Raw genomic sequence first — 15,193 nt, forward strand, 5'->3', positions numbered from 1 at the left:
ATCCTCCTCATTACAACTACTGTATCTTATCTTGAATGCTTAAGGATAAATTTTCATCGCACACTACAATTGATGCCCGATATTCTTTTCCAATTGCATGACCTAAAGATTCTTTTGTTCCATATTCTACATATTTCACATTGTAGAATTCACAGGAATTTGAAAATGATTTTTTAGTATTTGCAGATGCATCTGTTGCAATAATGCAAAGAAAACCACTGCCATCTTTGATAGCCTGTTCGCAGGCGAATTCGCCACTTACGAGCTTTCCTGCCTTCATGGACATGCTAATCATATTTAATGCTTTATCTACTGCCATTTTCCAACTCCATATATAAACTGTTAAGCACATCATCAGAAACTGCACATTTCAAAGCTCTGTTAAAAGACTTTTTCTTCTGTGCAAGCGCTATGCATTCCAGATTGCGGCAAACATAGGCGCCACGTCCCTGTCCCTTATATGAAGGATCAAGCTGAATACCTTCAGGAAGTCTAACGACTCTGAAAAGCTCATTCTTTGGCTTCATACAATTGCAGGCAACGCATTTTCTAAGAGGTAATTCCTGTGCTTTCATTATTCTTCCTCTGTAGCTTCCTCTGAATCCTCTTCGTACTCAGACTCCTCTGATTCCTCAGAATCCTCATAGTCCTCTTCGTACTCTGCATCATCAGTGTACTCTCCATCCTCATCATAGTACTCATCGTCATCATAGTACTCGTCATCATCATAATCCTCTTCGTAGTCAAGGAAATCGCCTGCTTCCTTAGCCTGAGTCTCACTCTTGATGTCAATCTTGAAGCCTGTAAGACGAGCAGCAAGACGAGCATTCTGTCCTTCCTTACCGATGGCAAGTGAAAGCTGATAATCTGGAACAACTACACGTGCTGTCTTCTCATCTGCATCAGCGATAACAGCAACAACCTTTGCAGGTGAAAGTGCATTTTCAATAAGGTAAGCTGGGTTCTCATCCCATTCAACGATATCGATTTTCTCACCGCGAAGTTCGTTAACGATAGCATTTACACGAGTACCGTTCTGGCCAACGCAAGCTCCTACTGGATCAACATCCTCATCATTTGACCAAACAGCAATCTTTGTACGGCTACCAGCCTCACGAGAGATTGACTTAATTTCAACGATACCATCGCGAACCTCAGAAACCTCTTCCTCAAAAAGCTTTTTAACAAGCTCTGGATGTGTACGAGAAACAAGAATACGTGGTCCCTTGTTTGAAGTCTTAACCTCTACTATGTAAACCTTGATACGGTCCTGTGGCTTGTAATACTCGCCCTTAACCTGCTCAGACTCTGAAAGGAAGCCCTCAAGCTTACCAAGATTAACATGAATATTGCTACCTGAGAAACGTGTAACAACACCTGTAACTACCTTGTGCTGAAGCTCATAATACTCCTCGTAAAGAACCTTACGCTCTTCCTCACGGATTTTCTGAGTAATTGTATTCTTTGCTGCAGTAGCTGCGATACGACCGAAGTCCTTAGATTTAACTTCAATCTGGATGATATCTCCGATAGCATGTTTTCCGCTAATATCCTGAGCATCAGAAAGAGAAATCTCCTCAACTGGGTCCATAACCTCATCAACAACAGTCTTTGAAAGGTAAACATGATACTCACCAGTAGTTTTGTCGATTTCTACTGTAGCATTATCTGCCTTTCCATAATTGTTCTTACATGCGATAAGCAATGAATTCTCGATTGTCTCGATTAAAACATCCATGCTGATATTTTTTTCTTTTGCAAGATCTGTAAGAGCATCCCAAAAATCATTTGTATTAGCTGCCATAATTCCTCCTTATACCTAGAAATCTAATGATAATCTAACCTGTGCAACATCTGATCTGTTAAATATCTCTGTTCCATCTTCGAATTCGATGGTAATAGTATCTTTATCGAATGCCTTAAGACATCCTGTAAATTCCTTTGCTCCGTTAATTGGCTTGTATGTCTTGATATCGACATCAGAACCAATTGCCTTTTCAAAATGCTTGTCCTTTTTGAGAACTCGTCCAAGACCTGGTGAGCTAACCTCAAAAATGTAACCTTCATTTCCGCCTATGTCTGGCTGCGCATCCAAAAGCTCGTTCATTCTGCGGCTAACCTCAACACAGTCGTCAATTGTGATTCCACCTTCCTTGTCGATGTAGGCTCTAAGATAATAATCCTCGCCCTCTTTAACGTATTCAACGTCGTAGAGCTCAAAGCCCATCTCATCAAGAATAGGAGTAATCATTTCTTCCGTACGTTTTTCGTAATCGGTGTGTTTTGACATAATGTCCTCCTCTATTCAGTTTTCAGCGTTACGAAAGCATAAATAAAGAGAGAGCTTAATGCTCTCTCTTCAGTCGCTCTCTTCAATAACATGTTTATTATAGCAAAAAATCTGATATTTGCAAGCCTTTTGGGGCATTTAATAAAGAATTGAACGACAATTGCACACAATTAGTGGTGGAATAAACGAAGTCCAGTAAATGCCATAACCATATTGTACTTATTGCAGGTATCAATAACATTGTCATCACGAACTGAACCACCTGGCTGAGCCACGTACTGAACACCAGACTTGTGGGCGCGCTCAATATTGTCTCCAAATGGGAAGAATGCGTCAGAACCAAGTGCAACACCTGTCATCTTGTCAAGCCAAGCACGCTTCTCTGCTCTTGTAAATTCAGATGGTCTGGTCTTGAAAGTCTTCTCCCATACATTATCACCGATAACATCCTCAAACTCATCACCGATGTAAAGATCAATTGCATTATCTCTATCGGCACGCTTGATTCCATCAACGAAATCAAGTCCAAGAACCTTTGGAGACTGACGAAGCCACCAGTTATCCGCCTTTTGACCAGCAAGACGTGTACAGTGAATTCGTGACTGCTGACCAGCACCAATACCAATTGCCTGGCCATCCTTTACATAGCAAACTGAATTTGACTGAGTGTACTTAAGGGTAATCATTGCAATTGCAAGGTCAATCTTTGCCTGTTCAGTAAGCTCTTTATTCTCAGTAACAATATTTGCAAAGAAATCATCATCAATAACAAGCTCATTTCTGCCCTGCTCAAAAGTGATGCCAAATACTTCCTTTCGCTCAAGCTGCTTTGGAACATAGCTTGGATCGATTTTGATTACAGCATAGTTTCCGTTCTTCTTTGCCTTTAAGATTTCAAGAGCCTCTGGCTCGTATCCTGGAGCTATAACACCATCAGAAACCTCGCGCTTAATAAGCTTTGCAGTTGCCACATCACACACATCAGAAAGGGAAATAAAATCACCAAAGGAAGACATTCTATCTGCGCCACGGGCACGAGCATATGCGTTTGCAAGTGGAGTGAATTCCATATCAAGGTCATCACACCAGTAAATTTTTCTCTCAACCTCTGAAAGTGGAAGACCTACAGCAGCACCAGCTGGGCTTACATGCTTAAATGAAGTAGCTGCTGGAAGGCCTGTAGCTTTCTTAAGCTCTGAAACCAGCTGCCAGCCATTGAAAGCATCTAAGAAATTGATGTAACCTGGCTTACCGCTTAAAACTTCGATTGGGAGCTCGCCTTCCTCCATGTATATGCGTGATGGCTTTTGATTAGGATTACATCCATATTTTAATTCTAATTCTTGCATTATTCTCCTCCTATAATCCGCTGGTTACGGTATCAAGCCTTGGTATTACTACGCTCAGCGTAAAATGCTTCGCTTTAGTAACACCAACAGCTTTACACCTACCAGCTCATCTAAAAATTTAAAATAATAAACGTTACTTACGAATATTCTTGTTAATTATGCGAGTCTCTTTTGCGCCTGTAGCAATGTCGATATAACGAACAAAAAGAGATACTTTGTTATCGGAGTTCAAATTGCTCCAAACGAGATCTGTGAATGCGTCGATATCTCCATCGATTTCAATTGGTGTTGGTTCGCCTTCGTAAGAAGGAAGTGGATTTCCATCCCCCATATAAGTGTGAATAAAACGACCTGAACCGGCCTTAGGATTAGAATAATTAAAGGTGTATCTGTTACAAGAATCAGGGTCACCCATGTTAGATTTAAGAATTGACATTGAATAACTGAACTGTCCGTTTTCGAAGTGCATCAGACCTGAAATACGAGGTGTGTAATTAGGGCCATCTGGCTCAAACTCGCGGTGGCGAAGAGACTGCTCGAAGGTCTCGCCAGCCTTCATATACTCATAAATTGTGTCTGTCTGGTCTCCATTTGTAACGATTGTATCACCGTTAAATACTTTTACTGGTGCATAGATGATTAGGCTTGGATCAGTCAGCTTGGAAGGATCAAAAGCTTCTGTGCGAATGCCATCTCCATCCTCTACAAATACTCGGTTTCTAGAATTCTCAGAACGGCCCATAATAAAATAGGCAGTGACAGCCTTGGTTCCATCTGATGATTTACCAATGACAATGCCTCTGCCTGGATAGGTGGTTTCTGATAATTCTCTTGCTAAAGATTTTACTACCATGGGTTCCTCCTTATAGTACAATTTCCGCTCAAAATTATAACTGAACCCAGGGTCTATGTCTACACCAAAATGTAGGTTGTGGTCAACCAGTTACGGCCACAAGCCTTATAATCATGTTAGTTTATCGAAGGATTTGATAATATCGTTTGTCGAAAGTTCGTAGGAACCACTGTTAGTATACGATTTGCTGCCTGTGAGCTTGGATAAATCGGCGCTGGCATAAGAGTTTGCCATTGATGCTTTAGTGGCAACCTGGTATGCGTAAGAACCAGTTCCATTAAACAAGTCTTTGACGTAGGTCATATTTGCTTTATTCTTAAGAAAATCCTCGTCTACTGAAAGATGGTTGTCACTTCCTACTGTAATACCAGCCTTACCAAGGGTTGAGGCAGTCTTAGCAGTTGTTGAAACCATCGAAGCAACCTGGCTTAAAATCGGTGTGGAATCAGCTTTCTGTCCGCTATCTACCAAATCATTATAGGCCTTTGTAAAATCTGACACCGCTTTGTAGATTGCATCCTTATCGTAATCCTTTGTTACCTTACCATCCTCACCCTTTGTTTCAATCTGTTTCCAAATTGAATCAGAACCCTTTGACAAGAGCTTATCTGTAGCCTTGCTTAAATCGCTGGCATCATTTCTAATTTCACTAACCTTTGAAGTATCTTCCTTGGAAGCCTTAGAGTTCTTAGAAGTATCGCTCTTAAGATTACCCTCAGTATCGTACTTCTGATAATAAGACTTAACTAATTTGCCATAGGTACCAGTCTTTATTTGATTTAAATTCATAAGGGAACCTTCGAGGCCACCAAAGATTGAGTTGGTGCCTACGTTATTCGATGAAAATAACGAAGATATAACATTGTTATTGAAAGAATTAATAGTTAAAGACATAAACATCACTCCTTTGAATAAAAACTGGACTTCCATGTCCCTTGTTTAGTCTCATACTTATACTTACTAGTATGATACACCAAAGTTGTGACTAATCTGTTAAATAACCCAAGTACGCCTGTTACGGCTACAAACTAGCCCAATCCGCCTGTTACGGCTACAAGCGGACGGGAATTCCTTCGGCACGCAAATAACGCTTTAAATCTAGGATTTCGAGTTCTTTGTAGTGGAATAACGATGCAGCAAGGGCGGCATCGGCGCCACCGATGGTAAGAGCATCTTTAAAGTGTTCCATTGTACCTGCTCCGCCAGAGGCAATTACAGGGATATTTACAGCATCAGAAACGGCTTTGGTGAGCTCAAGGTCGAAGCCTGCTTTTGTGCCATCACAATCCATTGAAGTAAGAAGTATTTCGCCTGCTCCAAGCTTTTCTACCTGCAGCGCCCACTCAACAGCATCAATGCCGCAATCCAATCGGCCACCATGCTTATAAATATTGAATCCGCTTCCATCGGCACGTCGTTTTGCATCAATTGCAACAACCACACACTGACTTCCAAATTTATCTGCAGCATCAGCTACAAGTCTTGGATTATCAATTGCGGCAGAATTAACGGAAATCTTATCTGCTCCCTCACGTAGAAGAGCCTTAAAATCATCAACTGTGCGAATTCCACCACCAACAGTAAATGGAATAAATACCTGCTCAGCCACGCGACGTACCATATCGACAACAGTATTGCGGTGGTCTGAGGAAGCAGTAATATCAAGGAATACAACCTCATCTGCACCAGCTTTATCATAGGCTGCTGCTATTTCAACAGGGTCACCGGCATCGCGAAGGTCAACGAAATTAACACCTTTTACTACACGACCGTCTTTAACATCTAAACATGGGATTATTCTTTTTGTAAACAAGGCACACCTCCTTATAATCTAGCAAAGTTTGCAAGTATCTTAAGTCCTACAGTAGAACTCTTCTCCGGATGGAACTGGCATGCAAAAATATTGTCTTTTTCAACCGAAGCGTGTATGTGACAACCATATTCTGTGGAAGCTGTGACAATAGCAGGATCAGAGGCCTTCAAATAATAGGAATGCACAAAATACACAAATGAGCCCTGGTCAATCCCATCAAAAAGACGTCCCTTATTAGGATAATCAAGAGAATTCCAGCCTATATGTGGCACCTTGATTCCAGGGGCATCAGGAATTCGAACCACCTCACCATCTAAAAGGTGTAATCCCTCTACGCCAACAGATTCCTCACTGGAATCAAACAATAGTTGCAGTCCCAGGCAAATTCCAAGGAACGGTCTGCCGCTTTGAACATAATCCTTTATAGCCTTATCAAGCTCATATTTTTTTAAATGCTCCATCGCAGCAGCAAAAGAGCCGACCCCTGGTAAAACCACGTGGTCGGCCTTTTCAATCACACCAAAATCCCTGGTAAGGACAGTTTCCTCACCAAGGATTTTGAAAGCTTTTTCTACACTTTTAATATTTCCTGCATCGTAATCAAGTATCGCTATCATAAGTCTGGTAACCCTAAGCCTCGCAGCACCTTTCTAAGTTCTATTGTATAGTAATGTCGGTTTGGCTGCTTATAGATTGCCATTGCCTGATCAACGGATAATCCAAAGGTTTCCTGGAGCTCGCTGATTATCTGATTACCGAAAGCATCATATTCATCAGCAATACCATACTCCAAAGCGTCATCCTTGTATTTCTCATAACGGCCAATGCCCTTAAGCAATGAATCAAGTGCGTAGTTATACATCTTTGCATTGATAAAGGTAACATACTCGTCCTGACATTGCTGTAAATCTGCTAGAGTTCTAGCCTGATTTCTAAGAAGTTCAAGCTTCTCATTATTTCTAAAATCATAGCCATTAATCTTTTCATAGGCAGCAATATAATTGCCCTGATCAAAGTATATCTTGGCCTCCTCCATATGACGCTTCAAGCCCGTGAAAGTCATACCCACCATTACCACACCAATTATTGATATAGATAATACCAAAAATGTGGCAATAATGGAAATAGGAATTTTAGGAGAATTATCAGGTTCCTTCGGCTTTTTCTCTTTCTTAGGCTTAGGAGGCTTCTTTTCTTTCTTCGGCTTAGCCGCCTCAGCCTCCTTCTTTGCTGCTTCTTTTTCTTTCTTGGCAGCTTCTTTAGCTGCCTTTTTCTCTTCTTTTTCTCTCTTCTTCTTTTCCTTAGGGTCCTCTGGCATACCACCCTCAGGAATTATAGGATTACCCTCCTCATCGTATGTAATCTCAACTGTACCAGCAAGCTTTGCAGCTTCAGCCTCAGCGATTTCATCCTCATCAGGAGCACCAAAAATGATAAGTGCCAGTTTTTGTAAAAATGGATTAGGTTTCTTTTCACCCTTCTCCTTCTTTTTCTTTTCTTTCTTCTTTTTTTCTTTCTTGCCGCCCTTGCCACCTGCGTCCTCAGAAGCTGGAGCCGCCTCCGCAGATTCATCAATATCGCCGGATTCTAAAGCACCTTCCTCATCGCCATTCAAAAGAGATTGGATATCGAGAAGGTCTTCATCCTCCCCTTCAAGGATATTATCCAAGTCCAAATCTCCCTCGCCAGACAAATCAGGTTCTTCGCCATCACCAAATTCCACCTCGTCAAGGGCATCCATGTCATCAGGCATAAATTCCTTCATGGATTCATCTAAAGGTTCCTCCTCGGACTCCTCCTCAACTATGTCATCAAGTGAAAATCCTAAATCGTCATCTCCCTCTGATGAATCACCAGTATCTTCCTCCGAATCCTCATCCGCTTCCTCTACAAATTGGGATAAATCAATATCATCGTCATCTTCTTCAGGTATTTCTAAATCAGAATCGTCATCATCATTATCAGCAGAGCTTTCAGAATCTGAATCACTTTCAGAAATAGTATCTGCATCAAAAGAAGGCTCTTCCATTGATGCATCCTCAGGCTCAGCTTCAGCAACCTCTGGCGCCTGTGCCTCTGGCTCCTCATCAAGCTGCTTTGTTGCATCAGAAACAGCCTCATCTATATCATTAATTAATTTATCTACAACATCCTCTGAATCTAAAGTTGCACCTGTAGTCTCAAAAAGATGTTCCTCATCATCAATTTCCTGCTCGAAAGCAGACAAAAATGTATCTATCTCATCTGTCTCTAATTCTTCCTCAAATTTGCGCAAAAAATCCTCCTCAGAAAGAACCTTCCTGAGGTAAGGATGTGAAGTCTTAGCCCTTGTCTGCTGAACATCAATTCCGTTGGCAGTTAAGAAGTCCTCGTCTGGACTTACTGCGCGCCTACTTTCTACAAACTCCTGTTGTTTCTTCTCAGCATTTTCACGAACATTTTCAGCATCAGTCTTGACCTTGTTTATTGAATTAAGTAGCCCGTCTAAGTAGTCCTCCGACTGAGACATGTTGTATCCCCCTTTAGTTTATATCAACTTGATACACTCTCTAGTCTACCAACTTGTTACACTCTCTAGTCTACCAACTTGTTACACTCTCTAGTCTACCAACTTGTTACACTCTCTAGTCTACTAACTTGTTACGATAACAAATTTTATTTTGCTCCGTCGCGAGATTGGCTCCTTGAGCAAAATAACCTTTGTTATCTACAAGTTATTCTAAAAAAGGGGTATGCTTGGCATACCCCTACGTTTTTAATTTACGAATTTGCTTTGCGAGCAGCTTCATACTTGGCAACAAGATCATCTACTACCGCGATAAGTTTACCAATCTCTGGCTTGGTGAGCTGTGCATCGGCTCCTAAGCTCTCGCCCTTCCTTCGAATCTCATCATTGATAAGTGATGAGAAGATGATGAGCGGAATGTTCTTCATAGTCTCATTTTCCTTAACAAGCTTGCAAAGTCTGTGACCATCCATAAGAGGCATCTCAATATCAGTGATAATAAGATGAACATCATTAAGAACGGTTCCATTCTTGTGAAGTTCAACAAGCTTATCCCAACCTTCCTGACCATTCATGTTGATTAGAAGGTTTGTGTAACCAGCCTTCTTCAAGCATTCAACAATAAGCTTTGAAAGAAGTGGTGAATCCTCGCAAAGTAAGATAGGTGACTTACTTCTGTCGCGAGTCTCATAATCATCCATTTCAGAAACCTTAAGACCAGTCTCTGGATTGATATCTGTAACAATCTTCTCGAAGTCAAGAATTACAACAAGACGATCATCAAGTTTAATAACACCAGTAGAAACACCTGATTCATCAGAACTGATTGTTGCATCTGGTTTGATAATATCTTCCCAGGATACACGATGAATTCCGAGAACTTCATCTACATGGAATGCAGTATTCAAACTGTTGAAATTTGTGATAATAAATAAGCCATCATTTGGAGCTTCATCAGTAATATTCAAGCATTTGCGAAGAGAAATAACAGAAATCATAATATCTCTTGGCATGAAAATTCCTTCAATACAAGGATGAGCATTAGGAAGCGGTGTAACCTGCTGATACAACAAAATCTCCCTAATCTTGGCCACATTAATTCCATAAAAATTTTGGCCAACCTTGAATTCCAGGACTTCCAGTTCGTTAGTACCCGATTCCAATAAAATATTAGTATCCATGCAAATCTCCTCTCATTTAAATCAAAAAATGATTTATATGGTTGTACCTCTAGTAGTACCATCACTTGTAACAAACAGTTCTAGAGATGAAATATTATCAACCGTAGAATTACTGAATAAAAATACCAGGACAAAGGATTTTGTCTCACCCGCTGCCAACTTTCCCTTGTAACTTGATAAATCATTTGTAAGTGGGGTGAACTGTGAGTTTGACTTCTCACCACCATTTAATGAAAGTGCATATTCTCTCTTTGAATACTTTGAAAAATCCACCGTGGCATCTGATTCGTTGGTGGCTTCAATATTAAGTACCACGTATTTCTTGCCACTAATTTTATTTAATACGAAGCTTGAATTTGGCTTGTATTCTGTATTTACCGTTAAGTCGGAGCATGTAAAGGAAACCCCTTCAATATCAATAGCATTTGTAAAGGAATATCCTGCCTCCTGAGAAGAATCAGCAGTCTCACTCTCTGCATCCTGACCCTCTTCATCGGAGCTGCCATCCTCAGGTGGTGATATAATCTCACCTGTTTCAGGATCAATTTGAGGTTCTTCTGAGCCCTCTTCCTCCGTTAACTCTCCCGTCGCTTCATCCTCTTCTAAATCATCAGGCTTATATTCATCCTCGAGCTCGCCTTTTTTCACTCTGGCATTTGCAATTCCAATAATCTGATTCTTGTTGAATTTTGCAACTGCCTTTGCTGCGTAAAGAGAAATGATAGCTTCTTCTTCACTGGTTAGCTCCTGCATGGGTTCGCCACAACCAGTAGCTAATAGAGAAAAACACAACACAGAAGTTAATAATAAAATTCTGTTAGTTTTCATGCCTTCTCCTGAAAATTATACCAATCATTAATGGTATATTAGCATTAAAATGTGTCCCATTCAATGTGAAAAATCAGAAAATTCTATGAATTTTCTTTGATTTTTGTGTCTTTTGCCAAGGATAATTCGAACCAAAATTCAACACCATTAGAAAGATTCTCAACACCGTATTTTTCGTGTAATAATTCCATTATAGCTTTAACTACAGAAAGACCGATTCCGCTACCACCATACTCACGGCTTCGCGCTTTATCAGCCTTGTAAAATTTCTCCCAAATACGCTTAATATCCTTCTTGGCAATGTTGTTTCCAGAGTTGAAAACGCTAATTCGTACCTTGCCCTTCCTCATAAAATCATATCTAACCGTGATAATGTTTTCGTTGAGGACATAGTGAATCGCATTGCTGACAAAGTTTGTTACGATCTGTTCAACAAGGAACTCATCTGCATGAACATAGCATGCTTCCTTATTGATAAAGCTATATGTAACGTTGTTGGCTTCAAGATTGATTCTATTACTTTCAATGACACTATCAATCATTTCTGTTAAATCAAAATCGACAGCATCAATATTCATCTGACCAGCCTCCAGCTGATTAAGGACAAGCATCTCACGAACGAGACGATTCATCTTGTTGGCCTCATCAATTATGATATCAAGATAAATCTGCCTGCTGACCTCATCATCCATAATGCCTTCCTGAAGTCCCTCGGCATATCCCTGAATCAGTGCGATTGGAGTCTTAAGCTCGTGAGAAACATTGGAAACAAATTCCTTACGCATGTTCTCCGTCTCCTCTTTTAACTCCAGGTCATGCTTCAAGTTTTCATTGGCAAGCTGAAGCTGCTCGATAGCGCGCTTCAATGTAGTGGACATTTCATTTACATGTTCACCTAAATCATCCATCTCGTTATAGATTGCCTGAGGATGATAGGTAGCATCAAAATCAAAATTTGAAATACGCTTTGTAATATTGATAAGAGAAAACAATGGCTTTGTAAATTTGGCAATAAAATATCTACCAATCAAAACTGCCACAACAGAATCTAAAACAACCATCCAAAAAAGAAACTTATTTGTGATGCCTGCTACATTTTCCATGGAGGATGTATTCGCCTTCATGAAAATAAGATTATTGTCAGGCATAACTCCAAACAAAATCAAAAAAGAATCATCAATGGACGGTATCTGCTGCCTAATAATTCTATAATTATCATTAGACTCAAGTACCTGATTATTTTCATCATCTGAAAGCAACGTATAATTCAACTGTTCTGAAAGTATAGTTGGATCTACATTAGAGGCGATTAAAGATTCCCCATCAGGAGCAGTAACGATGACAGATACAGAATGCCTATCAAATAAAGCTATATTTTCCAGCTCATATTCCTTACCATAAAGCTGACCATTTTCACATTTAGAGGACACAAGCTTGTACAGCTCTCTCATGTCCTTTCTTTTCTCAAAAATATAATAATCGCCTAAAAAGCAGGAAGTTAGGAAACTCACTACTATTAGCGATGCTAATACTACAGCCCCTAACAATCCTACAATCTGGCGATTAATTTTATTAGACCTTTGCGTCGACTTCAAATTTATACCCCATGCCCCAAATAGTCTTGATGTAATTTCCCTTATCGTCTAACTTACTGCGAAGCTTTTTAACATGAGTATCGATGATTCTTGCATCTCCAAAATAATCATAATCCCAAACATGATTGAGAATCTTCTCTCTTGAAAGAGCAATACCCTCATTGTTAATGAAGTAATATAAAAGTTCAAATTCTTTAACGGAAAGCTCAACTGGATTTCCGTCGTTGGTTGCCACATGAGCATCAACATCAAGCTGAATGCCACCTGCTTCAACAACCTTCTTGCCAAGTGAGTCATCTGTGCTTCTACGAAGAACTGCATTAACTCTAGCCATTAAAATCTTTGGAGAAAATGGCTTGTTAATATACTCGTCTGCACCTAACTCAAAGCCATTAAGGACATCATTTTCCTCTCCCTTAGCTGTAAGCATCAAAACTGGTATTGATGAAGTCTCTCTAACTTCCTTCAAGACTGCGAAACCATCAACTTTAGGCATCATAACGTCCAATATGATAAGTGAAATCTCACTATCCATGTAGAACATATCTAAAGCCTGCTCACCATTTTCAGCTTCTACAACTTCGTAATCTTCCCTTACCAAATAGTCTCTGATAAGCTTTCTCATTCGGCTTTCGTCATCAGCCACAAGAATCTTGTTTTTCGACATAACACCAACCCCATCCTTGAAATAGTTTTTAGTTACCTTCTATATCACTGACATTTGCTTCCCGTTCATTCAGCCGGGCCTCTCTCTCATCAAGAGCCTTCTCTCGGTCATCAAGCTGTTGTTTCCAAGATGCATATTCGTCAGTAATAGCCTCTTTGTAATTCAGTATTGTCGGGCTATTAATAGTAGAACTAATATAGAACATACCGATTACACAAAGGAGTAAAGCGATGACACAAACTGTCAAAAGCCTATTTATTAAGCGAAGCCTTTTCACAATACCTATATCAGATTCGCTGATAGGCTTCTTTTCCCTTCTCTCTTTGACCTTTTTTTCTTTAACCTTTTTCTCCTTAGCAGGAGCCTCGGTCTCTGTCGTGGCTTTAGGCTCTGACTTTGGAGGGAGCACTGGGTCAGAAGCAGGTCTCTCTTTCGGCTTAGTTTGTGTCGTGGGTTCAGATACGGATTCTTCTATAATATAAACAGGAGGAATATCATCTTCTGTGAAATCACCAGTTGCAAGAAGGTTCTGTCTCAGTTGATTCAGAAAACCCATTCCAACTTCAGTGGAGAACAGTCTCTGCTTCAAAAGCTTCTTGTAAACCTTAAGAACACCTTCCTCGTCGGCGTCCTTCATTTGCCCAAGAACGTACTCAACAGTCTTTAACTCCTTGGCTGCTTTCTTTGCACTATTCTCATCGTTAAAGATATATCCACCAATATTATACTTAGCCATATCTTTCCTTCACTATATGTATATAGTCATTTTAGCAATTTATAATTAAAAAATCTATCTTTTATCCTTATTTTTGTATATTTATTCTGAAAAGTCCATAAATTCCAATTACGACTCCAATAGCAGTAACTATTGTAGCGAACCAAAGTGTTGCCGTAACGCCCAGCAAATTAATGATTAAGCCACCTAAAATACTTGCCACAAGACTGCTGAAGGTCATTGCAATTGTAACGAAGGCCTGCCCCTTAACAGCGTCTGATTTTGGCATAATCTCATCAACGAAATGAACAGAGGCTGGAATAAATAAAGCAAACGCCAGTGATTGGAACAACATGCTAAAGTAAAGCATTCCAACTGAAGTTGCAATTGCTGTGAAAAACAGTTTCAAAAAATAAAAAATTGCAGAAGTACCAAGAAGCAGTTTATTTCCAAATCTATCTCGAAGCCTATTATAAAAAATCATAGCTGGCAGCTCAACGATTGCCTGAACTGCTAATAAACCACCATTAGTTGCTTCGTTGCCTCCAACATTTACACCAATCTGATATAAGAAATTATTAACAACTATGTGTCCAAAATAAAAGCACATCAAACCAATAAGAAATACGAAGAACATTTTATATTTATCAATGAATTCCTTAACAAATCGCATATCAAAGTTATCATGGCTACTCTGTTCAAAAGGATCATATTCATTTTTCACTTTCATTCCAGTAGACTTAAGCTCTCTGAAAATCCAAATAATCATGTAAGTAAAACCAGCAGAAATAAAGAATCCGAAGAAATGCGCCGCCTTGACAGAAAAAGCTTTCATAAAAAAACCGGCCACAAGACTCATTACAAAGAAGAAAAATGAACCCGATGCTCTGGCAACTCCATAATTCATCTCAATCCCATATTTTTCAATGTGAAAATTCAAGGCATTCAAAAATGGCTGAATTGTAGTTGTAAGCATTGCAGCAATCAGGAATGTTAGTCCTGTCATAAAGCTATGGCCATTGGTGCATAAAGAAATCAATAAATCGATTGTAATAATAATGCCTAATGCACCTAAGATATCCATCACATCGAAATTAGTCGCATTGTCAGTCGCAACAGAAACTACCTGTTGAATTATGGCTGCAAACAAATACGAAATAGCAAATAATAATCCGATTGCAAAAGTTGAATAACCTCTATTCGACAAATAAGCAGAACCCATACTCACCGCACAACAAACCATCATCCAGTACAACCCCTGGGTGATTATATATAGAGTATTGATTCTAAAATCCAGTGATTTTCTAAAACGTTCTGCCATATTATCTCTCCTTGCTAAAAATTTTATAGAAATATCACACAATTGTGTTATTATACCTTAATTATATCAATGAAA

16 protein-coding genes are annotated in these 15,193 nt (G+C 39.7%); all 16 read right to left on the minus strand.

All coding sequences use genetic code 11. From position 1 onward, the window contains the following. Positions 1-16 precede the first annotated feature (16 nt). The 16 genes from FXF36_RS12840 to FXF36_RS12915 all read right to left on the minus strand — a co-directional run bounded on the left by FXF36_RS12840 (position 17) and on the right by FXF36_RS12915 (position 15,118). Positions 17-319: a L7Ae/L30e/S12e/Gadd45 family ribosomal protein gene (locus tag FXF36_RS12840; protein ID WP_151624708.1), complete on the minus strand. Its 303-nt coding sequence runs from the start codon at positions 317-319 to the stop codon at positions 17-19. Next, on the minus strand, positions 306-575 hold the full coding sequence (gene rnpM, locus FXF36_RS12845) for an RNase P modulator RnpM (RefSeq protein ID WP_151624710.1): 270 nt from the start codon (positions 573-575) through the stop codon (positions 306-308). The genes FXF36_RS12840 and rnpM overlap by 14 nt, the downstream gene beginning before the upstream one ends. After that, positions 575-1,804: a transcription termination factor NusA gene (gene nusA / locus FXF36_RS12850; protein ID WP_151624712.1), complete on the minus strand. Its 1,230-nt coding sequence runs from the start codon at positions 1,802-1,804 to the stop codon at positions 575-577. The genes rnpM and nusA overlap by 1 nt, the downstream gene beginning before the upstream one ends. 15 nt (positions 1,805-1,819) lie before the next feature. Further along, positions 1,820-2,290 (minus strand): ribosome maturation factor RimP, encoded by a 471-nt coding sequence (gene rimP, locus FXF36_RS12855; RefSeq protein ID WP_151624714.1) that lies wholly within the window; start codon positions 2,288-2,290, stop codon positions 1,820-1,822. A 170-nt stretch (positions 2,291-2,460) separates the two neighbouring features. Further along, entirely contained in the window at positions 2,461-3,639 is a 1,179-nt protein-coding gene (locus FXF36_RS12860; protein ID WP_151624716.1) for a phosphoribosylaminoimidazolecarboxamide formyltransferase, read from the minus strand. A gap of 133 nt (positions 3,640-3,772) precedes the next feature. Beyond that, the gene (locus FXF36_RS12865) at positions 3,773-4,492 is read right to left on the minus strand and encodes an IMP cyclohydrolase (RefSeq protein WP_151624718.1); all 720 of its coding nucleotides are present in this window, start codon (positions 4,490-4,492) and stop codon (positions 3,773-3,775) included. A 111-nt stretch (positions 4,493-4,603) separates the two neighbouring features. Further along, on the minus strand, positions 4,604-5,386 hold the full coding sequence (locus FXF36_RS12870) for a hypothetical protein (protein ID WP_151624720.1): 783 nt from the start codon (positions 5,384-5,386) through the stop codon (positions 4,604-4,606). Positions 5,387-5,543: 157 nt separating this feature from the next. Continuing rightward, positions 5,544-6,305 (minus strand): imidazole glycerol phosphate synthase subunit HisF, encoded by a 762-nt coding sequence (hisF, locus tag FXF36_RS12875; RefSeq protein WP_151624722.1) that lies wholly within the window; start codon positions 6,303-6,305, stop codon positions 5,544-5,546. 11 nt (positions 6,306-6,316) lie between these two features. Further along, complete coding sequence (gene hisH / locus FXF36_RS12880; RefSeq protein WP_151624724.1) at positions 6,317-6,922, minus strand: imidazole glycerol phosphate synthase subunit HisH; 606 nt, start codon at positions 6,920-6,922, stop codon at positions 6,317-6,319. Beyond that, complete coding sequence (locus FXF36_RS12885; protein WP_151624726.1) at positions 6,919-8,814, minus strand: hypothetical protein; 1,896 nt, start codon at positions 8,812-8,814, stop codon at positions 6,919-6,921. Before FXF36_RS12885 ends, hisH begins: the two co-directional genes overlap by 4 nt. Positions 8,815-9,065: 251 nt before the next feature. Further along, positions 9,066-9,992 carry a chemotaxis protein gene (locus tag FXF36_RS12890; RefSeq protein WP_151624728.1) on the minus strand — a complete coding sequence of 309 codons (927 nt, stop codon included), beginning with the start codon at positions 9,990-9,992 and terminating at the stop codon, positions 9,066-9,068. 33 nt (positions 9,993-10,025) lie between these two features. Further along, a complete protein-coding gene (locus FXF36_RS12895) occupies positions 10,026-10,820 on the minus strand; it encodes a hypothetical protein (RefSeq protein WP_151624731.1) in 795 nt (264 codons plus the stop codon). 83 nt (positions 10,821-10,903) lie between these two features. Then, a complete protein-coding gene (locus tag FXF36_RS12900) occupies positions 10,904-12,271 on the minus strand; it encodes a sensor histidine kinase (RefSeq protein ID WP_151624733.1) in 1,368 nt (455 codons plus the stop codon). Positions 12,272-12,392: 121 nt separating this feature from the next. Further along, positions 12,393-13,082 (minus strand): response regulator transcription factor, encoded by a 690-nt coding sequence (locus tag FXF36_RS12905; RefSeq protein WP_151624735.1) that lies wholly within the window; start codon positions 13,080-13,082, stop codon positions 12,393-12,395. A gap of 28 nt (positions 13,083-13,110) precedes the next feature. Continuing rightward, on the minus strand, positions 13,111-13,818 hold the full coding sequence (locus FXF36_RS12910) for a hypothetical protein (RefSeq protein ID WP_151624737.1): 708 nt from the start codon (positions 13,816-13,818) through the stop codon (positions 13,111-13,113). 67 nt (positions 13,819-13,885) lie between these two features. Next, positions 13,886-15,118: an MFS transporter gene (locus FXF36_RS12915; protein ID WP_151624739.1), complete on the minus strand. Its 1,233-nt coding sequence runs from the start codon at positions 15,116-15,118 to the stop codon at positions 13,886-13,888. Positions 15,119-15,193 lie beyond the last annotated feature (75 nt).

The organism is Pseudobutyrivibrio xylanivorans (genome assembly GCF_008935055.1).
Taxonomy (GTDB): Bacteria; Bacillota; Clostridia; order Lachnospirales; family Lachnospiraceae; genus Pseudobutyrivibrio; species Pseudobutyrivibrio xylanivorans_A.

Coding starts and splice junctions, on each gene's coding strand:
- FXF36_RS12840 (WP_151624708.1), bottom strand. CDS start 319: ATGGCAGTAGATAAAGCATTAAATATGATTAGCATGTCCATGAAGGCA.
- rnpM (WP_151624710.1), bottom strand. CDS start 575: ATGAAAGCACAGGAATTACCTCTTAGAAAATGCGTTGCCTGCAATTGT.
- nusA (WP_151624712.1), bottom strand. CDS start 1,804: ATGGCAGCTAATACAAATGATTTTTGGGATGCTCTTACAGATCTTGCA.
- rimP (WP_151624714.1), bottom strand. CDS start 2,290: ATGTCAAAACACACCGATTACGAAAAACGTACGGAAGAAATGATTACT.
- FXF36_RS12860 (WP_151624716.1), bottom strand. CDS start 3,639: ATGCAAGAATTAGAATTAAAATATGGATGTAATCCTAATCAAAAGCCA.
- FXF36_RS12865 (WP_151624718.1), bottom strand. CDS start 4,492: ATGGTAGTAAAATCTTTAGCAAGAGAATTATCAGAAACCACCTATCCA.
- FXF36_RS12870 (WP_151624720.1), bottom strand. CDS start 5,386: ATGTCTTTAACTATTAATTCTTTCAATAACAATGTTATATCTTCGTTA.
- hisH (WP_151624724.1), bottom strand. CDS start 6,922: ATGATAGCGATACTTGATTACGATGCAGGAAATATTAAAAGTGTAGAA.
- FXF36_RS12885 (WP_151624726.1), bottom strand. CDS start 8,814: ATGTCTCAGTCGGAGGACTACTTAGACGGGCTACTTAATTCAATAAAC.
- FXF36_RS12890 (WP_151624728.1), bottom strand. CDS start 9,992: ATGGATACTAATATTTTATTGGAATCGGGTACTAACGAACTGGAAGTC.
- FXF36_RS12895 (WP_151624731.1), bottom strand. CDS start 10,820: ATGAAAACTAACAGAATTTTATTATTAACTTCTGTGTTGTGTTTTTCT.
- FXF36_RS12900 (WP_151624733.1), bottom strand. CDS start 12,271: ATGAGAGAGCTGTACAAGCTTGTGTCCTCTAAATGTGAAAATGGTCAG.
- FXF36_RS12905 (WP_151624735.1), bottom strand. CDS start 13,082: ATGTCGAAAAACAAGATTCTTGTGGCTGATGACGAAAGCCGAATGAGA.
- FXF36_RS12910 (WP_151624737.1), bottom strand. CDS start 13,818: ATGGCTAAGTATAATATTGGTGGATATATCTTTAACGATGAGAATAGT.
- FXF36_RS12915 (WP_151624739.1), bottom strand. CDS start 15,118: ATGGCAGAACGTTTTAGAAAATCACTGGATTTTAGAATCAATACTCTA.